This window comes from Paenibacillus hemerocallicola (assembly GCF_006265175.1).
Classification (GTDB): domain Bacteria; phylum Bacillota; class Bacilli; order Paenibacillales; family NBRC-103111; genus Paenibacillus_AB; species Paenibacillus_AB hemerocallicola.
Map to the genome: position 1 here is coordinate 260185 of NZ_VDCQ01000002.1, position 22648 is coordinate 282832.

Annotated in this window: 18 protein-coding genes; 6 read left to right on the forward strand and 12 right to left on the reverse strand. The window is 57.2% G+C overall.

What is annotated here, in order from left to right; genetic code table 11:
• The first annotated feature begins 58 nt into the window (after window positions 1-58).
• The 5 genes from FE784_RS02610 to FE784_RS02630 all read left to right on the forward strand — a co-directional run bounded on the left by FE784_RS02610 (window position 59) and on the right by FE784_RS02630 (window position 6057).
• On the forward strand, window positions 59-1747 hold the full coding sequence (locus FE784_RS02610) for a spore germination protein (RefSeq protein WP_246131872.1): 1689 nt from the start codon (window positions 59-61) through the stop codon (window positions 1745-1747).
• Between the two features lie 16 nt (window positions 1748-1763).
• Window positions 1764-2882 carry a GerAB/ArcD/ProY family transporter gene (locus FE784_RS02615; RefSeq protein WP_139600553.1) on the forward strand — a complete coding sequence of 373 codons (1119 nt, stop codon included), beginning with the start codon at window positions 1764-1766 and terminating at the stop codon, window positions 2880-2882.
• A gap of 1 nt (window position 2883) precedes the next feature.
• A complete protein-coding gene (locus FE784_RS02620; RefSeq protein WP_176705914.1) occupies window positions 2884-4035 on the forward strand; it encodes a Ger(x)C family spore germination protein in 1152 nt (383 codons plus the stop codon).
• A gap of 78 nt (window positions 4036-4113) precedes the next feature.
• Window positions 4114-5103, forward strand: coding sequence for an L-glyceraldehyde 3-phosphate reductase (gene mgrA / locus FE784_RS02625; RefSeq protein WP_139600555.1), 990 nt, complete (start codon window positions 4114-4116; stop codon window positions 5101-5103).
• Window positions 5104-5271: 168 nt separating this feature from the next.
• Window positions 5272-6057 (forward strand): prohibitin family protein, encoded by a 786-nt coding sequence (locus FE784_RS02630; RefSeq protein WP_425465525.1) that lies wholly within the window; start codon window positions 5272-5274, stop codon window positions 6055-6057.
• Window positions 6058-6116: 59 nt separating this feature from the next.
• On the opposite strand, the gene FE784_RS02635 is transcribed toward FE784_RS02630, so the two are convergent.
• From FE784_RS02635 to nagA, 5 genes are all read right to left on the reverse strand, one after another.
• Window positions 6117-6500 carry a glyoxalase superfamily protein gene (locus FE784_RS02635; RefSeq protein ID WP_425465523.1) on the reverse strand — a complete coding sequence of 128 codons (384 nt, stop codon included), beginning with the start codon at window positions 6498-6500 and terminating at the stop codon, window positions 6117-6119.
• Window positions 6501-6618: 118 nt separating this feature from the next.
• A complete protein-coding gene (locus tag FE784_RS02640) occupies window positions 6619-7437 on the reverse strand; it encodes an SGNH/GDSL hydrolase family protein (protein WP_139600557.1) in 819 nt (272 codons plus the stop codon).
• Between the two features lie 93 nt (window positions 7438-7530).
• Entirely contained in the window at window positions 7531-8280 is a 750-nt protein-coding gene (locus tag FE784_RS02645; RefSeq protein ID WP_139600558.1) for a glucosamine-6-phosphate deaminase, read from the reverse strand.
• A gap of 30 nt (window positions 8281-8310) precedes the next feature.
• Window positions 8311-9537, reverse strand: coding sequence for a Gfo/Idh/MocA family protein (locus FE784_RS02650; RefSeq protein ID WP_139600559.1), 1227 nt, complete (start codon window positions 9535-9537; stop codon window positions 8311-8313).
• A gap of 52 nt (window positions 9538-9589) precedes the next feature.
• Window positions 9590-10753 carry an N-acetylglucosamine-6-phosphate deacetylase gene (nagA, locus tag FE784_RS02655; RefSeq protein ID WP_139600560.1) on the reverse strand — a complete coding sequence of 388 codons (1164 nt, stop codon included), beginning with the start codon at window positions 10751-10753 and terminating at the stop codon, window positions 9590-9592.
• Between the two features lie 1132 nt (window positions 10754-11885).
• Between nagA and cysK the strand changes: the two genes are divergently transcribed.
• Window positions 11886-12827, forward strand: coding sequence for a cysteine synthase A (cysK, locus tag FE784_RS02665; RefSeq protein WP_139600562.1), 942 nt, complete (start codon window positions 11886-11888; stop codon window positions 12825-12827).
• 175 nt (window positions 12828-13002) lie between these two features.
• Here cysK and FE784_RS02670 read toward each other — a convergent pair whose 3' ends face one another.
• The 7 genes from FE784_RS02670 to FE784_RS02700 all read right to left on the reverse strand — a co-directional run bounded on the left by FE784_RS02670 (window position 13003) and on the right by FE784_RS02700 (window position 22271).
• Window positions 13003-14073: an isocitrate/isopropylmalate dehydrogenase family protein gene (locus FE784_RS02670; RefSeq protein ID WP_139600563.1), complete on the reverse strand. Its 1071-nt coding sequence runs from the start codon at window positions 14071-14073 to the stop codon at window positions 13003-13005.
• Window positions 14074-14157: 84 nt separating this feature from the next.
• A complete protein-coding gene (locus FE784_RS02675; RefSeq protein ID WP_139600564.1) occupies window positions 14158-15492 on the reverse strand; it encodes an LLM class flavin-dependent oxidoreductase in 1335 nt (444 codons plus the stop codon).
• 27 nt (window positions 15493-15519) lie between these two features.
• A complete protein-coding gene (locus FE784_RS02680) occupies window positions 15520-16710 on the reverse strand; it encodes an LLM class flavin-dependent oxidoreductase (protein ID WP_246131874.1) in 1191 nt (396 codons plus the stop codon).
• 91 nt (window positions 16711-16801) lie between these two features.
• Window positions 16802-18133: an LLM class flavin-dependent oxidoreductase gene (locus FE784_RS02685; protein ID WP_139600565.1), complete on the reverse strand. Its 1332-nt coding sequence runs from the start codon at window positions 18131-18133 to the stop codon at window positions 16802-16804.
• The gene (locus FE784_RS02690) at window positions 18130-19473 is read right to left on the reverse strand and encodes an LLM class flavin-dependent oxidoreductase (protein ID WP_139600566.1); all 1344 of its coding nucleotides are present in this window, start codon (window positions 19471-19473) and stop codon (window positions 18130-18132) included. Before FE784_RS02690 ends, FE784_RS02685 begins: the two co-directional genes overlap by 4 nt.
• A 31-nt stretch (window positions 19474-19504) precedes the next feature.
• Window positions 19505-20857 (reverse strand): ABC transporter substrate-binding protein, encoded by a 1353-nt coding sequence (locus tag FE784_RS02695; RefSeq protein WP_139600567.1) that lies wholly within the window; start codon window positions 20855-20857, stop codon window positions 19505-19507.
• Window positions 20858-20903: 46 nt separating this feature from the next.
• Window positions 20904-22271, reverse strand: coding sequence for an ABC transporter substrate-binding protein (locus FE784_RS02700; protein WP_139600568.1), 1368 nt, complete (start codon window positions 22269-22271; stop codon window positions 20904-20906).
• Window positions 22272-22648: the final 377 nt, after the last annotated feature.

A 22648-nucleotide genomic window follows, 5' to 3' on the forward strand; every position in this document is an offset into this window, starting at 1 on the left:
GTCCGGTCGTATAATTTTCCTCTGGTGGGAAACCTAAGGGGACGAGGTGAGTTGCGGAATGGGCACCAATTATCGCAAACCGATTGCGCTTTCCAGCTTGATGCAGCGCCGGTCGAAACAGCTCCAGGCCAGCTTGGACAGCCGATTCGAGAATACGGTGTCCGCATTGAATCATTTTCCGCTGACCGACGATTTGGAAGCGAATATCGAAGCCGTACGGTCAACGTTCGGGGATAGCGGAGATCTTGTCATCCGCCGTTTTATCGTCGGGAAAGACAAGCTTCAAGCCGCTATCGTATATATCGACGGACTTGGCGATAACGAGACGATCAACGAGAATATCATTACGCCGCTCATGTCGGCGGAATGCTTGCCGGAGGAAGGCGACGGATCCGTCCCCTTGGTGGATTGGCTGGAGAAAACCGGAATTCCGATCGGAGAGCAATCGCGGACGGACAAGCTGAACCGGGTAATCCGCACGGTGCTGTCCGGAGACTCCGCCCTGCTGCTGAACGGCGTGAATACCGCCCTCCTGCTGAATACGAAAGGATGGGAAAGACGCGGCATCGACGAGCCGCGCACCGAATCGGTCGTTCGCGGCCCGCGCGACGGTTTTACCGAAACCATATGCATCAACACGGCGCAAATTCGGCGCAGGCTGAAAGATCCGAACCTGCGTATCCGCCATATGACGGTCGGACGCCGGTCCAACACCGATATCGCCGTCGTTTACTTGGATGGAGTGACAAACCCCGCTATCGTCGAGGAAGTCATCAAGCGCATCAAAGCAATCGATATCGATGCCGCCCTGGAAAGCGGATACTTGGAGCAGTTTATCGAGGACAGCCATTGGACGCCCTTTCCGCTTATTCAAAATACGGAGCGGCCGGACAAAGCGACTGCGAATTTGCTCGAAGGCAAAGTGATTATCATCTGCGACGGAACGCCGTTCGTGCTGATCGCGCCCTCCGTATTTTCGCAGTTTTACCACAGTCCGGAGGACTATTACGAACGGTTCCTGATCGGCACGCTGATCCGGCTCATCCGCGTCATCAGCATGGTGATGGCGCTGCTGCTCCCTTCGCTGTACATCGCCTTCAGTTCGTTTCATCCGGAAATGATTCCTTCCCGGCTCGTTATCGCCATGGCGGCGGGAAGGTCGACGGTACCGTTTCCATCCATCATAGAGGCGTTCCTGATGGAGGTGACGATGGAAATATTGCGGGAAGCGAGCGTCCGGCTGCCTGGTCCGATCGGGCCGACCATCGGCATCGTCGGCGCTCTCGTCGTCGGGCAAGCGGCGGTCCAGGCCGGCATCGTCAGCCCGATCATGGTGATCATCGTCGCGTTGACCACGATCGGCTCGTTTGCGGCCCCCAGCTATAGTGCCGCAATCGCCTTGCGGATGCTCCGATTTCCGATGATGGTGGCGGCGGCCTTGTTCGGACTTTACGGCATAATGCTGCTGCTCATTCTGATCATCATGCATCTGTGCTCCTTGAAATCTTTCGGAGTACCGTATTTGTCTCCGCTTACTCCGAGCCGATTCGGTGATTTCAAGGACGCCTTCATCCGGGCGCCGTTTCAATGGATGAAGAAACGGCCGGCCTTTTTCAAAACGCTGGACAAAAAGCGCGGCAATTCCGGATCCGGAGCCGGACGAACGGAGGGCGGACAACATCGATCAAACGACCGAAACGAATCGGAAGGAAGCTCCGAAGGCGCCTTCGCCGGAGGGAAACAGTAAGTCCTATCTGATCAGCATGCGTCAATCGAGCGCGATTATCGCCAGCACCTTAATCGGTGTCGGAGTGTTGACGCTGCCACGGGAGACTGCTGAATCGGTCGGGGAAGGCGCATGGATAGCGGCGATCAGCGGGACCCTGTTGGCCATGCTCGCCATGGCCGTTATCGTCAAGCTGTCCAATCGTTTCGCCGGCCAATCCATTGTGGGATACACTACTCGCATACTTGGCACGGCGAAGCACCCTCTTGTCGGCCGAATACTCGGTTTTCCGCTGTTTATGGCTTTATTCCTGTTCTGGGCCGTCTCGACCGCCCTCGTCGCGCGTACGTTCGGCGAGGTTGTCATTACGACCGTCTTGACGAAAACGCCGCTTGAAGTGATCATATCCACCATGCTGCTCACCTCCTTCGTATTCGTTATGTACAGCGAGGAAGTGCTGGCCCGGGTCAATGAGATTTTGCTGCCGATCATCGTCATACCTGTGCTTGTCATTGCCCTTTCCTCGTTGCAAAGCGCGCGGCTGGACAATATATTGCCGTTGTTCGACGGCAACTGGAAAGGCTTGTTCAAAAGTATTTTTTTCACGTCCACGTCCTATTTGGGCTTCGAGCTGATGACGGTTTTTTATGCTCATGCGGAGACGGGCAAGAAACGGATGACAGGCGCAATGGTAGGCATAGCCATTCCAGGCTTTATATACGTTCTGATCGTCATATCGGGCATTTCCGTATTCGGGGTTGACGAAATGCGGCTTCTTGCTTGGCCCACGCTCGAGCTGGTGAAGACGACGGAAGTGCCGGGGTTGATCTTGGAGCGGCTGGAGTCGGCGTTTCTCGGCGTTTGGGTTGCGGCGGTATTTACGAGCGTCGGCAATATGTATTACGCGACGGCATCGATCTTGCGCGAAACGTTCAAGCTGCGCAGCCATCGCTGGATTGCCGTCATTCTTCTTCCCTGCTTCTACTGGCTCTCCCTATTCCCGCCCAACATGCAAAAGCTGTTCGAGTACCAGAAGTGGAGCGGCTACTTGGGTATTGTCCTTGCGTTCGTCGTTCCGGTCCTGTTGCTGGTCCTTTCAATGATTCGCGGCGTAAGCGGATATGCCAAGAAGAACGGAAAGGAGACGAAATCATAGCATGGACAAAAGCTTGCGGTTCCCGTTGCGGGCTGCATTGATGCTGTTCCTCCTTACGTTCATGTTGACCGGCTGCTGGGACCGAAGAGAAATCGAGGAGCGGACGTCCGTCGTTGCGATCGCGATCGACAAATCCAAGGACAACCCGAACGTGATCGTATTGACCGTTCAAATCCCGATTCCGATCCGGATCGCCGGCTCGGGAGCCGGAAGCGGAGGGGCCGACGGCAAGCACTCGGTGAAAGTGATGAGCTCTACGGGCCAAACGGTCGTCGACGCCTTTCAAAACTTGCAAAAGCGATTGAATCAGGAGCTGTTTTACGGTCATACTCGCATTATTGCGATCGGAGAAGATGTGGCTAAAGCCGGACTAAACCATATTCTCGACCCGTTTCGACGCGATCCCGAAATACGCCGCCTGCTCTGGCCGGTCGTCGTCAAAGGCGAAGGGCGCGAGCTTTTGACCGCAATTCCGACACTCGAGCAAATACCGACCGTATTCATTATGACGCTGATCGAGAACGGTGCCAGGAGCGGCCGCATACCCGACATAAACCTCGGCGATTTTTTCATTGATCTGTCGTCCCGGTCAAGGGAACCGTATTTGAACTACATCGAAGTCAATGGCGACGACATCAAATGGAGCGGGGTCGTCTTGTTCCATGAAGACCGCATGGTCGGCAGGCTGAATGAAAGAGAAACTTGGCGGGTCATGCGCATACGCGAGAAAAGGGACGGCGGCAATATCGTATTCCCGTTCGACGGAAACCCCGAGCATTTGGCCACGATCAACACCGAATTCGTCAGCTCGAAGCAGAAGGTTTCGTTTCAGGACGGCAAAGCGGTCGTACGCATTACCGTCTCGATCGAGGGCAACTTGCTGGAGAAAACGTTCGACGCGGATTTGATGAACGCGAAGACGATCCGGCAATTGGAAAGCGACGCGGTCCGGTATTTGGAAGAGAATACGGCCGAACTCGTAAATAAGCTGCAACACGTATACAAGACTGACGCATTCGGTATCGGGAGCCATATTAAAGCCCATCATCCCGTTATGTGGAAACAAATGAAATGGGAGGAGCAGTTTCCCGAAGCGGACATCCGGGTAACCTACAAGGTCAAGCTGCGCAATACCGGCATGGAAATGCGCTAGGCGGAACAGAAAAAAATTGCGGTATCCGAGTCAAGACGTTATGATGGGGGAGAATAGGACAAGGAGCGTGAAACCGTCATGGCATATACCCCTCTGGAAAACCGCTACGCCGAGATGAAATACAACCGATGCGGAAAATCCGGCCTGAAGCTGCCGGCCATCTCCCTCGGTCTATGGCACAATTTCGGCGGTGTCGACACGTTGGAAAACATGCGCGCAATGCTGCGCCGTTCGTTCGATCTCGGCATCACCCATTTTGATCTGGCCAACAATTACGGACCGCCTCCGGGAAGCGCGGAAGAAAACTTCGGCCGCATTCTGAAATCGGATTTTGCCGGATACCGCGACGAGCTGGTCATTTCAACCAAAGCGGGCTATTACATGTGGCCCGGCCCATACGGAGAGTGGGGCTCGCGCAAATATGTGCTCTCCAGTCTCGATCAAAGCCTGAAGCGGATGGGCGTCGATTACGTCGACATTTTCTACTCGCACCGGCCGGATCCGGAAACGCCGCTGGAGGAAACGATGATGGCGCTCGACCAAGCCGTACGGCAAGGAAAAGCATTGTATGCCGGCATCTCCTCTTACTCCGCCGAGCAAACCGCGGAAGCCGCCGCCATTCTGAAGCGGCTCGGCACGCCGCTGCTCATCCATCAGCCATCCTACTCCATGCTTAACCGCTGGATCGAGAACGGGCTGCAGGATGTGCTCGACGAAGTGGGGGCCGGATCGATCGCCTTTTGCCCGTTGGCGCAAGGCTTGCTGACCAGCCGTTACATAACGGGTATTCCAGAAGATTCACGAGCGGCCAAATCGTCCGGATTCCTGAAATCGAAGGACGTCACGGAGGAGAAGCTGAATAAAATCCGCGCGTTGAACGAAATCGCTAACGAACGCGGTCAATCGCTCGCGCAAATGTCGCTCGCCTGGGTGCTTCGGGGCGGTCGCGTGACGTCCGCGCTGATCGGAGCAAGCCGGGTTTCGCAAATCGAAGAAAATGTGGCGGCGCTCCGCAATCTCGACTTCTCCTACGAGGAGCTGGATCGGATCGACACCCTATTGAAGTAGGCTTTTCTTGTGACCATTTAGACCCCTGCATCCGTGCCGGGGTCTATTGTCGATTGTTTTGAAACTTTTTCACGGCTGATCCGTAAAGAGGGGTATACACATGCAAATAAAGAAGGGAGTCTGATCATGACCGAACCGAGAGTAGTCCGTCCCCCCAATCCGAAAGCAATGTCCAGAGGTATAGCAGGTCTCGTCATCGTTATCGTTATAGCGCTTCTGGCCTTCCAATCGTTTACGATCGTGCAGGCGGGGCATCGCGGCGTCGTTCTGCAGTTGGGCGCGGTGCAACCGAAAGTGCTGGAGGAAGGCTTGCATTTCAAAATGCCGTTTATCCAAACGGTAATCCCGATCGAGGTACGCGTCCAGAAGGCCGAGTCCAATCAAGTATCGGCGAGCCGCGATTTGCAAACCGTCACCACGACATTGGCCGTCAACTATCATTTGGACGGTACGACCATTAACAGCTTGTATAAGAATGTAGGTATGGAGTACAGAGCACGCATCGTCGATCCGGCTATCGGAGAGTCTCTCAAGGCGGTTACCGCGCAATACACGGCGGAAGATCTCATCTCCAAGCGCTCCGAAGTAAGCGCCAAAGTGAAAGAGGTGCTGGCGGCCAAACTGAGCCTGTACAACATGATTTTGGACGATATCAACATTACCGAGTTCAAATTCTCCGAGGAATTCGACCGCGCCATCGAACAGAAGCAAATCGCCGAGCAGCAGGCGCTCAAGTCGAAGCTCGATCTCGAACGGATCAAAATCGAGAAGGAGCAGGAAATTACCCGCGCGCAGGCACAAGCCGAAGCGCTCCGTCTGCAAAAGCAGGAAGTTACCCAAGAGCTCATCTCGCTGCGTCAAATCGAAGCGCAGCTGAAAGCGATCGAGAAATGGGACGGCAAGCTGCCTAACGTAACGGGCGGCGCCACTCCGTTCATCAACGTGCAGCCGTAAGCTTGCTTAGTACGGAAAAGGACATCGGACCGAAGTCGGCCGATGTCCTTCTTTGTCATTTACAAATTTTCGTAGAAAATGATCCGATTGCCCGCCGGGTCTTGAATCGAGCATTCGGCCGTGTTCCACGGCGTCTTCTCGAGTCCGGGCCGCGCATGCTTGTACCGTTTGTCCAGCAGCTTGGCGTGAAACGCCTCGATACCGGCCAGCTCGATCCGGATCGCCGCACCGGGACTGCCGTCGCCGAAATGCTCGGACAGATGCAGCGCGCATGGTCCGGAGGAAACCTGCATATACAGCGGCGCCGAATCGTCGAAGCGGTGCTCCCAATCCATATTGAACTCCAGAAATTCCAAGTAAAACTGCTTCGTCTTCTCCTCATCGAACATGCGCAAAATCGGAATGATCCGGCCCATCCCCGCATTGCCAGGCTTCATCGTCATCGTCGGAATCTCCTTACACCGAGATTTATAACGTCCAGGTTATCGTCTGACTCCATCGTATCACGACCGGACCGGGCACCGCAATGAACACGACTCCTCCCCCGCCGTCATGCCCGCCTTAAGACCGGATCAGCGGCTCCAGCGTCTCTCCGATGCAAGCGGCGAACAATTCCTGCCCTGCCGCCGTCGGATGGACGCCGTCGTCCGTTCCGCTGTTCTCGACCGTACGCAGCAGATCGTCAAGCTGCCCGCCCTGCTCCGTATATTGCCGCCACCGTAGGGCAACATCGGCCAGCGCGACACCGAGCGACCCGGCCAGCGCGCGTATCTCCTCGTTGTACAGATCGATCCACGCCTGGGCCCCAGACGGATTGCGGTACCATTCCTTCGGGTGCCGGCGGTAATAATACCGCTCCTCATCCCCTTCGATAATCGGGTTGGCCGTACAAAGCACCGGTACGATATCGTTTGCGCGAAGGCGCTCGATGATGTGCGTCAAATTGCCGCGGAACTCCGGCAAAGGGGTTTTCGCCGTACCGGGCTCCTTGTTCACATGATCGTTCATGCCGAACGCGATGATGCAGATGTCCGGACGATGCTCCAGCACATCGCGCTCGAAGCGGGCCAAGCCTTGTCCCGTCGTATTGCCGGGAACTCCCGCATTTATGACTTCGCACTTGAAGCGGTCCGCCAGCTTGCTTGCAAATGTGTCGCTATCCGTCAAATATTGACCGGCGGTAATGCTGTCCCCGAAGCATGCAAGTTTCATTTGATCCCCATCATCCTTTATCCATTGTTCGATAAACGGAAGCCACCTTTCCTCCGGCAGTCCCATCAGGAGACCCGAAACGATCTCCGCCACCGTCCAGCCGGATTCGATCGACCACGGCCCCCGGCCTACATCGGCAGGCGAGCACTTCCCTTTTATCAGCATCATACGCCCTCGCCCATGCCCCGTCAATAAGCGGATCGACAAAAAGCCCCCGTACTTGCGACTCGCAGTACGGGGACTTCATTCGTCTCTTATGGTTTACGCGTTTTGTACGGCAGCGGAATCAAGCAGCGAGGCCGATTCGCGGTCGACGTACAGCGTCCAGTCGGCATGCGTCTTCAGCATCGTGGACGGTACCAGATTCGTAAGCTCATTCTCCATCGTCAGCTTGATCGCGTTCGCCTTCACCTTGTGCGGCACGCAGGAAATGATCGTGTTCGCCTGCATGATTTGATGCACTGTCATCGAGATTGCCTGCTTCGGCACATCGTCGATCGTAGCGAACCAGCCTTCGCCGACCTGCTGATTTTTGCAATCGTCATCCAAATCGACGACGATGTAAGCTTCTCTCGTATCGAAATCGGCAGGCGGATCGTTAAACGCGATATGGCTGTTCTCCCCGATGCCGATCAGCGACAAATCGATAGGCTCCTTGCGAAGCTCTTCGGTCAAAGCTTTGATGTTGGCGGCTACGTCTCCCTCACCGTTGACGTAAAATACGCGTCCGACCGGGACAATGTCGGCGAACCGTTCCTTCAAATATTTGCGGAAGCTGGCGATATGGGTTTCCGGCAAGCCGACATATTCATCCAGGTGAAACATTTCAACCTTGCTCCAGTCGAGCGATTCTTTTACGAACGCTTGAATAAATTGAAACTGGGACGCACCGGTCGACAGGACGATACGTGCCTTCCCTTTCGCCGCGATCGCTCCGCGAATGACTTCCGCCGCCTGCTTCGCGGCGGCTGCCCCCAATTGCTCCGGTGTATCCGATATGATGATTGCCATTGCTGTGTATCCTCCCCATGTACGATAAATTCAGTTTGTTACCGTTTCTTTAAGCAAATCCTCAATGACGACCTTTTTGCTGTCTGTTATCGAAATGTTGGCTGCAGCACCGATCAAGAGCGACATCGCTCCCGCCCGGGAGCCGGCCATTTGACCGAGCGGATCGGCCACGTCGCCTACGAAGATCATCCTGCGCAGTCTTTGGTCGCCGCCGCCGTGCGCGCCGCCGGCCTTGCGGCTTTGGACGGTGATCAGCTCGTTTTTGCGGTTGAAGATGCGGATATAGTTGTTCGGGTCTTCATGACCGGCGCCGCTGTGGTTGTCTTCCGCCTCGATCCGGCCTTTCGTGCCCACGAACGTCGCTTTCCAGCCTTCGTACGGGCTATAGGCGTTCAGCGAATACGACATCTGCGTGCCTTTCTTGTATTTGACGTTAAGCGACATCGTATCGTAAATGTCGATGTCGTCGCCGAATACGCATTGATCCCGGAAGTAGCCGTCGTGCTTCTCCGCTTCCTTATAGAACGATTTCGTGAATTCGTTCGCCGTAATATCGAAATGGAATTCGCAGGTGTCCGTATGGGAGCAGGTCGAGCACGTTTGTCCGCGTTCTACCCGGGTCGGACCGTAGAACAGCCGCGAACCGTTGGCAGTCACCGATTCGGGCTCGTCGTTCAGCCACCAGTTGACCATGTCGAAATGATGCGTCGATTTGTGAAGCAATAAACCGCCGCTGTTTTTCATCTGACGGTGCCAACGACGGAAATAATCCGCGCCGTGTCTCGTGTCCAGCGACCAGTTCAGCGTGACGTGAAGAATGTCGCCGATCGTGCCTTCCTTGAGCAGCTCTTTGATGCGGACGACGTACGGCATGAAGCGGCAGTTGAACGTGACGATAACCCGCTTGCCCGTACGCTTCTCGGCATCGATAATCGCGCGGCACTTCTCGGCGTCGGTCGTCATCGGCTTCTCGGAAATCGCGTCGCATCCGGCTTCCAGCGTGCGGATAATATAGTGGTCATGCAGATTGTCCGGCGTCGTCACGATAACGGCATCCGGCTTCGCCACGCTGATCATCGTATCGAAATCGTCGAAAAGCGGAACGTTGCCCGATTGCTCGCTCAATATTTTGGCTCTGACCGGGTTCACATCGTACACCCCGACCAGCTCCGCTACGCCTTGCAGCTCGGTAGCCAAAGGTTTGGCAAACATCGCAAGCGCTCTCCCGCCCGCTCCGACGATGGCATATTTCTTCATGTGTGCTCACTCTCTCCCCTGAAATATTCGGCGGCCGTCCAACGGTCTCGCCTCATCCCCGCTTAACCGCGTACGCGGTTTTGCCCTTCACGATCGTTTCGAGCACCTCGACCCTACCGTCGCTGTCGGTATGAAACAGCGTAAGATCGGCGGCCGCGCCCGGCACGAGCCGACCGAGATCTTCCCGGCCCAGTACATTCGCCGGACGTTCCGTAATCGCCTCCACCGTCTCCTTCATGGATAATCCGGCGAAGCGGATCGCATTGGCCACGCATTCCGGCATCGTTACTCCCGACCCTGCCAGTATATTCGGGTTGTCGGCCGTGCTTAACCGTCCGTTGGCATGAACTTCCACTTCGCCTCCGACGAGCGAGCGATATTTCCCGGGAGGCATGCCTCCGAGAGCGACGCAGTCCGTCACGAGCACGAAGCGATCCCGCTTCGCCCGCACCATCGATTTCAATACGGCCGGGGCAAGGTGATGTCCGTCGGGTATGAAGGATGCCCACAAACGGTCATCGCCCAATTGGTGCCATATATAGTTCGGATGACGGGCGAGCACCGGATGGGAGCCGTTCCCGAGATGCGTCGACAATACCGCTCCGGCTTCTATCGCGGCATCCAGTTGATCCGGCGAAGCCGCCGTATGTCCGATGCACACCGTAATCCCTTCGTCGGCCAAACGTCTGACGAACTCCGCCATTCCTTGGCGTTCCGGCGCCACGGTAATCATCCGGATCCGGTTGCCGCTTTCCTTCTGCAGCTGCAGCCACTCGTCGTAGTCCGGCTCGCGTACATGCTCCCTCGGATGGGCTCCGCGCGGTCCGTCCTCGCGGGACAAATACGGACCTTCCACATGAATGCCGGCAATCGATGCGGCGGCGCTTGCGTATTCGTCGCATACGCGGCCGATTTGCCCGACAGCCTGCTTCATGCGCTCGAAGCTGCCGGTAATGACGGTCGGCAAGTACGAGGTTACCCCGTATCGGTTCATTTGCTCCGTCACGCCCAGAACATCCTTCACGTCCACGGGCTGCGCATTGAAATCGAAGCCCGCATAGCCGTTTACTTGCAAGTCGATCCAGCCGGGCGATATCCAAGGCAGCTCGCCTTCGGGCGTTTCGGAACATGGAGTGACGCTTGCGATGACGCCATCCGCCATTCGCACGTCGACGATCGTTCCGGTGCCCGCCATTTTCCCCGTTCGTTTGTCCATTACGTATTGGCTCTCCCCTGTTAAAAAGAAATCGATTAATATCGGCTCGCACTACTTCTCTTCCGGCCTCCGGCATATTTCGACCGGAATGAAAAGGACCGAACGAAAAGCTGTGTATAATGTCTTAGTAATCGATTTCTTAAAGTGTAACATACCCTCGTCGGTTTGCCAATACAGGAAAATCGATTATCGACGCACTTCAGGGATAGTTTGCGGCTCAGGTCGAGGTCGAATCCCATCTTGCAGAAGTAGCAGCAGTAGCAGTAGCAGTAGCAGTAGCAGTAGCAGTAGCAGTAGCAGTAGCAGTAGCAATAGCAGTAGCACCATCAGCGGAATCGCATCTTGCCTTCCGTCTGTGGCGATCGTCAGGCTGGTTTTCTCACCCGCGCGCGGCTCCAATTGCGTTGTGTGGCGTTGCTGGACTGCAGTCTGACGTTTGAAGAAAGGAAATTTCCTTTCCGCTAACTCGCTATGGGGGAACAAATTGTTCCTCTATGCGGAAGTGGAAGCGCGTTCAGGGATCCAAACGGAACGATAAGTTCCGCTATTAGCCGACGGCAGGCTACAAATCGTGTTCCCGGACGGGATAGAGGAACTTTTTGTTCCTGTAAGTCCGATTTTCGACGTGTTGGGTAGCAATAGCGGAACTGTTTGTTCCGCTTCTGTTTTTTCGGTATTCGTTGATGTCCTCGTGCAGTACGTGGTGTCGGTACGGAAAAGCCTTTAGGCTGAAAGCTCATATGTAACGGCACCATGGCGCTATCTGTTGCTTCCGTTCAAGAGTATGACGATTTAAGCGATTGGAAGCGTCTTGGGCACATCTTGACTAGTTAAGTACGGATCTGCTCAATCGCCGTACTTTGGCGCATATCTATGCAATTGTCGCAACCTACCCGGTCTCTGTGTGTTCCAGCTGCGATAACGCAGCAAGAATGATAGCATTCAACCGCCAAGGCAGGCCTCCTTTTTACGAATCCTGCACCAAAAGGCGGATTTATATAGGAAACGGTATTGTTTTTTTTACCAAATCGTAGTAAAGTTTAATTAACCAATAATTCATATAGGTTTAAGTGGGAATAGACTCAGATAAACTGGCGGCAAGCAATCCTATTTTATTTCGGGAGGAAATCATATGGCTAAAATCGCTACCAATCTTACGCAGCTCATCGGCAACACCCCTTTGCTGGAGCTGGTCAACTTCAATAAGAAAAGCAACGCCGGCGCCAAAATCGTCGCCAAGCTGGAATATTTCAATCCGGCCGGAAGCGTCAAGGACAGAATCGGTTATGCCATGATCAAGGATGCCGAGGAGCGGGGCGTATTACATAAAGATTCGGTCATCATCGAACCGACGAGCGGCAATACGGGAGTCGGACTCGCTTTCGCGGCCGCGGCCCTCGGCTATAAATTGATCATTACGCTTCCGGAAAGCTTCAGCATCGAGCGCCGCAAGCTGCTGATCGCGCTAGGCGCGGAGCTTGTTCTCACCCCGGCTTCGGAAGGCATGCCCGGAGCGATCCGCAAAGCCAACGAGCTCGCCGCAACGATCCCGAATTCGTTCGTACCGCAACAGTTCGAAAATCCGGCCAATCCGGACATTCATCGCAAGACGACCGCAGAAGAAATATGGCGCGATACCGACGGAGAAGTCGATATATTCATCGGCGGAGTCGGTACGGGCGGCACGATTTCAGGCGTCGGCGAAGTGCTGAAGGAGCGGAAACCGTCGGTGAGCATTTACGCCGTCGAGCCGCTGAGCTCGCCCGTCCTGTCCGGAGGCGAACGGGGACCGCACAAAATCCAGGGCATCGGTCCCGGCTTCGTCCCGGGCAACTTCAACAAGGATATCGTCGACGAGATCGTCACCGTCAAAAACGAGGACGCCTTCGAAACGGCTCGCCTGCTCGCCAGAACCGAGGGGCTGGTCGTCGGCATTTCCTCCGGCGCGGCGGCCTATGCGGCGCTGCAAATCGCGAACAGACCGGAGAATGCGGGCAAAACGATCGTCGTTCTGCTTCCCGATACGGGAGAACGGTATTTGTCGACCGAGCTGTTCCCGGTAGAAGTCATTTAACCGAGCGATCAGATCAAAGAAATCATATGCGTCATGAACAGGCCGGAACACCGCTAACGCCAGCGGTGTTCCGGCCTTTGTCGTATTTGCGGATCGGGTGAACGGACACTGCAAGCTGTCGTTCCCGGCGCTCCCTACCCGCTGTATCCATCTCCCTCCTGCTCACCCTCCCGCTTCAAACGGGCAATTTCGCAATTATCGCTTCGGCGAATTGCGCAGTCGAGGCGTTCCCGCCCAAGTCCGGAGTACGCGTTTCGCCAGCAAGCGCGGAAAACACCGCCTTGTCGATCACCCGGCCCAGCTTTTCCGCGCGGCGGTCGGAGTGCCTCTCGCCAAGCCAGTCCAGCAGCATCGTCGCCGACAAGATCAGCCCCGTCGGATTCGCCGCGCCCGTCCCCGCTATATCCGGCGCCGAGCCATGGGCCGCTTGGGCCATAGCCCATTCGTCCCCCGCGTTGAGCCCCGGCGCCAGTCCGATGCCGCCTACGAGCTCTCCCGTCAAATCGGACAAAATGTCTCCGAACATATTCGTCGTCAAAATGACGTCGAACCGGTGCGCGTGCCGCACGAGATGGGCCGCGGCCGCATCGATATGGAAGTCGTCCACGGCGACGTCCGGATATTGCTTCGATACCTCGTAGCACGTCTCCAAAAACAAGCCGAACCCCAGCTTGATCACGTTCGCTTTATGAACGATCGACACGCGCTTGCGGCGCTTCCGCGCGGCCCGGAATGCGGCATCGGCGATCCGCTCCGCCGCCCTCCTCGTAAAGACGCCCGCAGACAGGACGATATCCGGCGTTACTTGCCATTCGCCCGCCCCGGCGAACATGTTTCGGTCCGAATAAAAGCCTTCCGTATTTTCCCGGAAAATAACGAGATCCGCCTCCTTCGTCAACCCGTTCACTCCTGCAAGCGACCGGCTCGGACGAATATTGGCGTACAAATCGAAGCTGCGGCGCAGCTCCCCGCTCGGATTCCGCTCGGCCTTGTACACCGGCGGATAAGACGCCGAGTCGTGAGGGCCCATCAGCCAGCCGCTGCAGCCGCGCAAAGCGTCCTTCGTCATTTGCGGCAGCGGCTGTCCGTACCGTTCGATCGCCGCCTTGCCTACCGGGAGCTCCAACCAATCGAACAGCTCGTATCCGGAACGCTTCTCCGCCGCCTTCAATACCGTCATCGCCGCAGACGTTATTTCCGGGCCGATCCCGTCCCCCGCCAAAACTCCGATCGTATAAGCTGACATTCCCATATCACACTCCTTTGCCCGTTCCCATGTAAAACATCCCGTCCATGATGGCGGATCGGGATGTACGAATAGGATATCGTCTTACAAGGCTGCCGGGCTCGCTTGAAAGCTGTTGGCCGGCCGCTTCAACCCCAGTCTGTCGCGAAGCGTCGTTCCTTCGTATCCGGTGCGGAACAACCCGCGATTTTGCAGCTCCGGTACGACTTTGTCCACGAATTTTTCCAAGCCGCTCGGATAAATTTGCGGCATGACGTTGAAGCCGTCGGACGCTCTCTCGCGGAGCCATTGCTCGATGACGTCGGCCAGTTGAATCGGCGTGCCCGTAAAGGTCAAATGGCCCCGACCGCCGGCAAGGCGGTTGACCAGTTGCCGGAACGTCAAGTTTTCTTTGCGGATCAGATCGAGAATGAGCTGGTGCCTGCTCTTGCTCCCGTTGACCGTTTCGATGCCCTTCGCCTGCTCGAAGGCGCGCGTCGGAATCGGACCGTCGACCGGATAGCCGGTCAAATCGACGCCAAACCGCTCGGACAGCCGTTCTACCGCTTCCTTGACGTCCGTGTAAGCGTTCAGCTGGTCCTCGATGTCCTGCGCCTCGGCCGCCGTATCGCCGATAATCGGGCTGAGTCCGGGCAATATGACGAGCTGATCGGGAGACCGGGAATATTTGGCCAAGCGCGACTTGACGTCCGCATAAAACGACTGCCCTTCCGCCAAAGTCGGCTGTGCGGTGAAGATGACTTCCGCGGTCGCGGCGGCCAGCTCCTTTCCGCTTTCCGAGGAGCCTGCCTGTACGAGCACCGGATACCCTTGCGGCGGACGGGGGATGTTCAAGTGCCCTTTAACTTTGTAAAAGCTGCCTTGGAAACCGACCTCGTGCAATTTGCCCGTATCGATCTGGACGCCCGCCTGCTTGTCGGCGATGAACGCGTCCTCTTCCCAGCTGTCCCACAGCCGCTTCGTCACCTCCACGAATTCGCCCGCGTAAGCGTAACGCTTCGAATGTTCGAGATGCGACTCCCGCCCGAAATTGTACGCCGTCTCGTCGGTATGCCCGGTCACGATATTCCATCCGGCGCGTCCTCCGCTAATATGGTCCAGCGATGCGAATTTGCGCGCGACATGATACGGCTCGTTGTAGGTCGTTCCCACCGTGCCGATCAGACCGATATGCTCCGTCACCGCCGCCAGCGCCGACAACAGCGTGAACGGCTCCAGCCTTCGCCCCGTCCCGACGTAACCGTCCGCCATGAACACCGAATCCAGCAGACCCCGTTCGGCAGTCTGCGCCAAATGCTTATAATATCCGAAATCGAAGCCGAGCTCCGGAGTCGTATCGGGGTGTCTCCACGCCGCCGCATGATGGCCGGCTCCCCTCAAAAACACATTCAAATGCACCTTGCGCTCTGGCTTGCTCATTATCGGTCGCTTCCTTCCTGTTCCAGACTAGGCTTGCGGGATCTGTTGCCGTTCAAGCAGCTTCCGGCGAACCGCGGGAATAAGCGAGTTGCCGGAAATCGTCGCCTCCTCCAAGTTCGGATAACCGGATAATATAAACGAGGAGATCCCGATATCGATATATTCGATAAAACGGTCCGCCACCTGATCGGGCGTGCCGACAAAGGCCATCGCTCCGCCGCCGCGCACGATCGACAATCCCGCCCAGAAATTGGGGCCGATGACGTAATCGTTCGCCGCCGCCAGCTCGCGCACCTGATTTTGCCGCTGCTGGCCGGTCGACAACGCCTCGGCGTGCCGGACCGACGATGCTTCGCGAACGGCCGGATCGATTTTGCTTATAATGCGTCTGGCCGCCTCCCACGCCTCATCCTCCGTGTCGCGGATGACGACCTGGGCGCGCAGGCCGTATCGGATCGTCCGGTCGATCCCTTGCGTGCGCTGCAGCTCCTTCCGGTATCCCTCCACTTCGTCGATCTGCTCCTTGATCCAGTCGAGCGGCTCCGCCCACATCAAATAGACGTCGGCGATTTCCGCGGCGGTCTTCTTCGCGGCGGTCGAGCTTCCGCCGAAATAAAATGGAGGATGCGGCTTTTGCACGGTCGGCGGATAGCTGACCCCGCCCTCGATCGTAAAATAGTTGCCGCTCACGTTCACCGGCTCTATGCCGGTCACCGTACCGAATTCGGCCAGTGCCCGGTTGCTCGCCGTGCCGTGCGAATTCGTCCACAGCTGGCGGACGATTTTGATATATTCCAGCGTACGCTCGTAACGCGCATCCTTATCGAAGGCGAGCGGGTCGCCCATCGACTTCATATCCTCCGGAGAGCTGCCGGTCACGATATTGATCAGCGCCCGGCCTCCCGTCGCTTCGTCCAACGTCGCCCCCATGCGTGCGGCAAGGCCGGGCGCGATCAATCCCGGCCGCATCGCCACGAGCGGCTTGAACGTCTTCGTATGCGCGGCCAGCGTCGCGCCGATAATCCACGCATCCGAGCATTCGCCGCCTGTCGGAATGAGCGCGAACGAATAGCCCGCATTCTCCACCGCTTGCGCGACTTTGATCAGATAGGCGGTATCGACCGCGCGTTCCGGCTTTACCCCGATATAGGGACCGTCCCCTCTCGTCGGCATATACCAGCCGAACTCGGGCTCGACAGCGTTTAATAGGTTTGTCACGGTTACCGCATCCTTTCCGATTCGGTTGATGATGATACTGCGATTCCGTCCCGCCGATCACGAACGGAACGTTCCGGCGGAGGTGCACCGTTTATCCGCCGACGACGGCATGGCGCGTATTGGCCGGACGGACGAGGCCAAGGTTCTCGCGCAGCGTCTTGCCTTCGTATTCGGTCCGAAAAAGACCGCGGTTTTGCAGCTCCGGGATCAGCTTGTCGGCGATAATCCCGAGTCCGCCGGGAAACAGCTGAGGGAGCAAATTGAACCCGTCAGCCGCCTCGCTGCGGAACCAGTTCTCGATAAAATCGGCCGTCTGGATAACCGATCCGGTAAACGTCACATGCCCGTGCCCTCCAGCGCTTCGGTTGACGAACTGCCGGATCGTCATCCGGTCGCGCACCGCCGCATCGACGACGACCTCGTGTCGGCTGGAAATTCCGGTCGAAATGGAGCCGTAAGGCTTCGCCTTGTCGACGGGAACCGGGCCGTCCAGCGGATATTCGGACAAGTCGACGGTAAAATAATGGGACAAATGCTTAAGCGCCGCCTCCTTGTTCAGCAGGCCGAACAGCTCCTCCTCGAGATCCTTCGCTTCCGCTTCCGTCTCCGCAACAATCGGCGCAAGCCCCGGCAGGATGACCAGCTCGTCGCGGGTACGGCCATATTTGGCCAGCCGTCCTTTGACGTCGGCATAAAATTCGCGTCCGGCCGCAAGCGTCTGCTGCGCCGTGAAGACGACCTCCGCCGTTTTCGCCGCCAGCTCCTTGCCCGCCTCCGAAGAACCGGCCTGGACGAGCACCGGATACCCTTGCGGCGGGCGGGGAATGTTGAGCGGTCCTTTGACCGAATATTTGCCGCCCTTGAAGTTGATCTCGTGCACTTTGCCCGGTGCGACGAGACGGCCCGCTTTTTTGTCATAAATAAGCGCGTCGTCCTCCCAGCTGTCCCACAGCTGCTTCACCACCTCGACGAATTCTTCCCCGTACTCGTAACGCTCCGCCAGTACCGGATGCTCCTCCATACTGAAGTTGTGGGCGGCCGAGCCCGCTCCGGTCACGATGTTCCAGCCTGCCCGCCCTCCGCTTATATGGTCCAACGAAGCGAATTGGCGGGCGACGTGAAACGGCTCGTTATACGTCGTGCCGACCGTTGCGATCAAGCCGATATGCTCGGTCGCGGCAGCCAGCGCCGCCAGCTGCGTGAACGGCTCCAGCTTGCTCATTCTGCCCGAGTAGCCGTCGGCGAGAAAGACCGAATCGAGCAAGCCCCGCTCGGCTATGCGCGTAAGCTCGATCAAGTAGTCGATATCCAGCTCCAGCTCGGGATGCGCATCGGGATGGCGCCACGAGCCTGCGTGATGCCCCGTAACCCGCAGGAATACGTTCAAATGGACATGCGGATCTTTCCGGCCCTGTTCGCTCATGCTCCCACCTCCTCTTGTCCCGCAGTTTCGACGGACGGGTAATATTTATTGGCCGGCCGGGCCAGACCCAGGTTTTCTCGCAGCGTCGCGCCCTCGTATTCGGTGCGGAACAGTCCCCGGTTTTGCAGCTCCGGCACTACCCGATCGACGAAAATGTCCAGACCGCCCGGGTAAACTTGCGGCATCACATTGAAGCCGTCCGCGCCTCCGTTGCGGAACCAGTGTTCGATCACGTCGGCAAGCTGCAGCGGCGTGCCGGTAAACGTGAAGTGTCCCCTCGCACCGCCGAGCCGCTTCACCAGCTGACGGGGCGTCAAACGCTCGTTGCGGATCAAGTCCAGTATGAGCTGATGCCGGCTTTTGTTGCCGTTCACATGCTCCGTCCCGCGAACCGCCTCGACCGACAGCGGCTCGTCGAGACCGAAAGCGGACAGATCGATATCCAGTCGCTGCGAAAGTCTGCGGACCGCTCCTTCCAGATCGATCAAACTGAATAATTCGTCCTCGATCTCGCGAGCTTCGGCCTCCGTCTCCGCCAGGATCGGACTGATACCCGGCAAAATCTTCAATTCGTCCGTCGCACGGCCGTAAGCCGAGAGCCGCGACTTCACGTCGATGTAGAAAGCTTGCGCTTCCCCGAGCGTTTGCTGGGCGGTAAAAATCAGCTCGGCATATCGGGCGGCGAAAGCTTTGCCCGTTTCCGAGGAGCCGGCCTGCACGAGCACGGGATTCCCTTGCGGCGGACGCGCGATATTGAGCGGTCCCTTGACCTTGTAGCGCTCGCCCTTGAAGTCGATGTCGTGCACTTTCTTCTCGTCGATATGCACGCCGCGGGCTTTGTCGTTCACGACGGCATCGTCCTCCCAGCTGTCCCACAACCGCTTGACCACTTCTACGAATTCCTCCGCCGTCCGGTACCGCTCGTCGTGCTCGGGATGTTCGTCGCGGCTGAAATTGCGGGCCGCCGGCCCCGCTCCGGTCACGATATTCCAGCCGGCTCTGCCTTTGCTGATATGGTCCAGCGAGGCGAACTTGCGCGCCACGTGAAACGGCTCGTTGTACGTCGTGCCGACCGTGGCGATCAGACCGATCCGCTTCGTTGCGGCGGCGAGCGCGGACAGCAGCGTGAACGGCTCCAGCCTGTTGCTGCGGCCCTCGTACCCGTCGGCCAAAAACAGCGAGTCCAGCAAGCCGCGCTCGGCCGTCTCCGCTATCGTCCGGACGTGCCGGAAATCGGTGTTCTTCTCCGGCTCCGCGGCGGGCAGCCGCCATGAAGCCTCATGATGGCCGGTTCCGTACAAAAAAGCGTTAAGATGCAGCTTTCGTTCCGATTGACTCATTGTTTCCTTCCTCCTTCGACTGTTCGCTGAATTAAAAATCGCCGAGCGTCGTGCGCAGCGTGGCGACATCCTTATTGATCGCTTCCGTCGCCTTGCGGATCGCCGAGTTGACGTCAAGACCGTTGACGGCCAGGTCCTCCGCCGCTTCGGTCAGCCGCGTTGTAATGCCGGATTCGTATGGATGAATGTAGTGCTCCTGAAGCGGCTTGCCGATAAATACGTTCTGCACGTTTTTCCCTTTGAGCACCGGGATATCGAGCCCGTAATCCTTTTGCAGCTCCGGGGTGACGACCGCGGGAACGCGGCCGTTCCGGGCGATGATGCGCTGTCCGTCGTCCGACAATATTTCGGCGATAACCTGGAACGCCAAATCTTTGTTTTTGCTCTTGCTGTTGACCGCGAGCGAATGGATTTGCGCTCCGCGCGTGCTGCCGAGCTTCTCGGGAAAAGTCGGCGTCGGGGCGATATCCCAGTTGAACTCGACGCCCTGCTGCCGAAGCTCCTCCAGCGGACCGACCATGTTGGCGAGCCACGAGACGCGCATCCCGATCACCTGATCTTTCATGAAATGGTCGCGGGTCCAGTTCCACTTCTTGTCGGCCGTTATGTAGCCGGGAGTGTTGAATATTTTTTTCTGCAGCTCGAACAGGCGCCGCCAATCCGGCGTGTCGATGACCGCATTGCCCGTTTGCCGGTCGAGCACCGGATTCTCGAACGATTTGGCCAACCCCGTCAAATTGTCCGCGACCAGACCGACATAATGGACTCCGTTCACCGTTCTCGTCAGCTTCGCCCCGATGTCGACCGCTTCGTCCCAGGTCAGCTGCTTGTCGGTCAAGTACGGAACCCCGAACTTGTCGAAAATGTCTTTGTTGTAATACGTAACGTGCTGGTTGATATTGAACGGAATGGCCAGGACGGCGTCCCCCTTGCCTTTCGTAATATCTTTGATGTAGTCGTAGCCGACCGGCTTCAGGCGGCTTTCGTCGAATTTGTGCCGTTTGATCAACTCGCGCAAGTCTTCGTACACGCCGGTTCGGATCACCGTAGGCTGCAGGCTGCCGAAAATAAGATCGGGCGTGTACGTCGACAGCACCTCCGTGGCGGTTGCGTTCGATGCGGACTGGATTCGCTCGATCGTGACGTTCGGATACTTCTTGCGAATGGGATCCGCGATCATCGTGGCGAATTCGACGTCCGTAAACGTCGCGCCCGTCGTATAAAGAGACAGCTTTATCGGCTCCTCGCCGAGCTTCTTGAAGGAGGCGCCGGCAGCGTCGCCCCCCGATGGAGACTGTCCGTTGCCGGGTGAATCGGCGGCCGAGCAGGCCGCGAGCAGCGTAACCAGCAGCAGCAGATGGACCGTAAAGATTGTCTTTGCCATAAGGAAGCGCACCGCCTATCGATCGAATTTGGATTACGATTGCCGATTAAGGATTGCCGATCGTCGTCTTCAGCGTTTCTACGTCTTTGTTGATCGCCTCGGTAGCTTTGCGGATCGCCGAGTTGACGTCGAGACCGTTAATCGCGAGATCTGCCGCCGCTTCCTCCAGCCGTTTGCCGATTTCCAGCTCGTACGGATGGATATAGTGCTCTTGGAGCGGCTCGCCGACGAACGCGTTTTGCACCGATTTTCCTTTGAGTACCGGAATGTCGAGCCCGTATTCCTTGTTCAGCTCCGGATTGATGATGGCCGGGACGCGGCCGTTGCGCGCCAATATGCGCTGCCCGTCGTTGGACAATATTTCGGCGATGACCTGGAACGCTTCGTCCTTGTGCTTGCTCTTGCTGTTGACCGACAGCGAGTGGATTTGCGCCTCGCGCGTCTTGCCCAGCTGATCGCTGAAGTTCGGGGCGGGCGCGATATCCCAGTTGAACTCGACGCCCTGCTGGCGCAGCTCCTCCATCGGACCGACCATATTGGCCAGCCACGTTACACGCATGGCGACCTTCTGATCCTTGTAAAACTCCTCGCGGCCATAGTTCCATTTTTTGTCCGGGGCGACATAGCCCGGAAGCTCGAATATTTTTTTGTTCAGCTCGAAAATGCGCCGCCATGCCGGCGTATCCAGCGCCGCCTTGCCCGTCTCGCGGTCCAAATACGGCAGTCCCAGCCCTTTCGCGAGGCCGGTCAAATTGTCGACGGACAAGCCGATGTAGCGGCTGCCGTTGTCGGTCCGGGTCAGCTTGCGGGCGGCGTCCAGAATTTCGTCCCACGTCTGCTGCTTGCTCGTCGGATACGGCACGCCGAACTTGTCGAATATATCTTTGTTGTAATACAGGACGTGCTGGTTGGCGTTGAACGGGATGGCGATGACGGCGTCGCCCTTGCCCTTCGTAATTTCTTTGATGTAATCGTACAAAATCGGCTTGATGCGCGATTCGTCGAACTTGTGCAGCTTGATCAGCGGACGCAAATCCTCGTAGGCGCCCGTCCGGATAATACGCTGATGCGAGGAGGACGAGGAATAAATAATGTCCGGCGTATACGTCGACAGCACCTCCTCGTTCGTCGTCTGCGCCGCCGGCGTGATCCGTTCGATCGTCACGTTCGGATATTTGGCTTTGATCGGAGCCGCGATCAGCGTATTGAATTCGACGTCCGGAAACGTCCCGCTCGTGTTGAAAAAGGTCAGCTTCAGCGGTTCGTCGCCAAGCTTTTTGTAGCCGGCGCTTTCCCCGGCTTTGCCGGCCGCGCCTCCGTCCGCCGTTTTGCCGCCGTCGCCCCCGTCTTTGCTGCACGCCGCGAGCAAAGACGTAAGCAGGATAAGATGGAATGCCATCGTGAGCTTCTTCATGAATGAGACACCGCCTGTTCGAATTTGATAAATCATGCTGCGACCTTTCCGTCGTGCTTGGATGACTGCCCCTATTACTCCTTGTAATGCTTGAATGACCGACTGCCGGGCTTTCGGGCTTTCGGGCTTTCGGGCTTTCGGGCTTTCGGGCTTTCGGGCTTTCGGGCTTTCGGGCTTTCGGGCTTTCGGGCTTTCGGAGCTCCTTCGATATCCAATGATGATCTCCCGCCCGAATACCGCCTCACCTCCCTTTTCATAACAAACTTTTCAAATTAAATTACTCGGAATTGAAACAAACTTTTAAACATTACACCCCCACCTCTATCTCTTTTCCCGCGATCCGATCGGGCACATAATGCCGAAACCGGCGCTATTCG

What these genes read in the sequence shown, in the direction of transcription:
- FE784_RS02610 (WP_246131872.1), top strand. Translation starts at nt 59, where the DNA reads ATGGGCACCAATTATCGCAAACCGATTGCGCTTTCCAGCTTGATGCAG.
- FE784_RS02615 (WP_139600553.1), top strand. Translation starts at nt 1,764, where the DNA reads ATGCGTCAATCGAGCGCGATTATCGCCAGCACCTTAATCGGTGTCGGA.
- FE784_RS02620 (WP_176705914.1), top strand. Translation starts at nt 2,884, where the DNA reads ATGGACAAAAGCTTGCGGTTCCCGTTGCGGGCTGCATTGATGCTGTTC.
- mgrA (WP_139600555.1), top strand. Translation starts at nt 4,114, where the DNA reads ATGGCATATACCCCTCTGGAAAACCGCTACGCCGAGATGAAATACAAC.
- FE784_RS02630 (WP_425465525.1), top strand. Translation starts at nt 5,272, where the DNA reads ATGTCCAGAGGTATAGCAGGTCTCGTCATCGTTATCGTTATAGCGCTT.
- FE784_RS02635 (WP_425465523.1), bottom strand. Translation starts at nt 6,500, where the DNA reads ATGACGATGAAGCCTGGCAATGCGGGGATGGGCCGGATCATTCCGATT.
- FE784_RS02640 (WP_139600557.1), bottom strand. Translation starts at nt 7,437, where the DNA reads ATGATGCTGATAAAAGGGAAGTGCTCGCCTGCCGATGTAGGCCGGGGG.
- FE784_RS02645 (WP_139600558.1), bottom strand. Translation starts at nt 8,280, where the DNA reads ATGGCAATCATCATATCGGATACACCGGAGCAATTGGGGGCAGCCGCC.
- FE784_RS02650 (WP_139600559.1), bottom strand. Translation starts at nt 9,537, where the DNA reads ATGAAGAAATATGCCATCGTCGGAGCGGGCGGGAGAGCGCTTGCGATG.
- nagA (WP_139600560.1), bottom strand. Translation starts at nt 10,753, where the DNA reads ATGGACAAACGAACGGGGAAAATGGCGGGCACCGGAACGATCGTCGAC.
- cysK (WP_139600562.1), top strand. Translation starts at nt 11,886, where the DNA reads ATGGCTAAAATCGCTACCAATCTTACGCAGCTCATCGGCAACACCCCT.
- FE784_RS02670 (WP_139600563.1), bottom strand. Translation starts at nt 14,073, where the DNA reads ATGTCAGCTTATACGATCGGAGTTTTGGCGGGGGACGGGATCGGCCCG.
- FE784_RS02675 (WP_139600564.1), bottom strand. Translation starts at nt 15,492, where the DNA reads ATGAGCAAGCCAGAGCGCAAGGTGCATTTGAATGTGTTTTTGAGGGGA.
- FE784_RS02685 (WP_139600565.1), bottom strand. Translation starts at nt 18,133, where the DNA reads ATGAGCGAACAGGGCCGGAAAGATCCGCATGTCCATTTGAACGTATTC.
- FE784_RS02690 (WP_139600566.1), bottom strand. Translation starts at nt 19,473, where the DNA reads ATGAGTCAATCGGAACGAAAGCTGCATCTTAACGCTTTTTTGTACGGA.
- FE784_RS02695 (WP_139600567.1), bottom strand. Translation starts at nt 20,857, where the DNA reads ATGGCAAAGACAATCTTTACGGTCCATCTGCTGCTGCTGGTTACGCTG.
- FE784_RS02700 (WP_139600568.1), bottom strand. Translation starts at nt 22,271, where the DNA reads ATGAAGAAGCTCACGATGGCATTCCATCTTATCCTGCTTACGTCTTTG.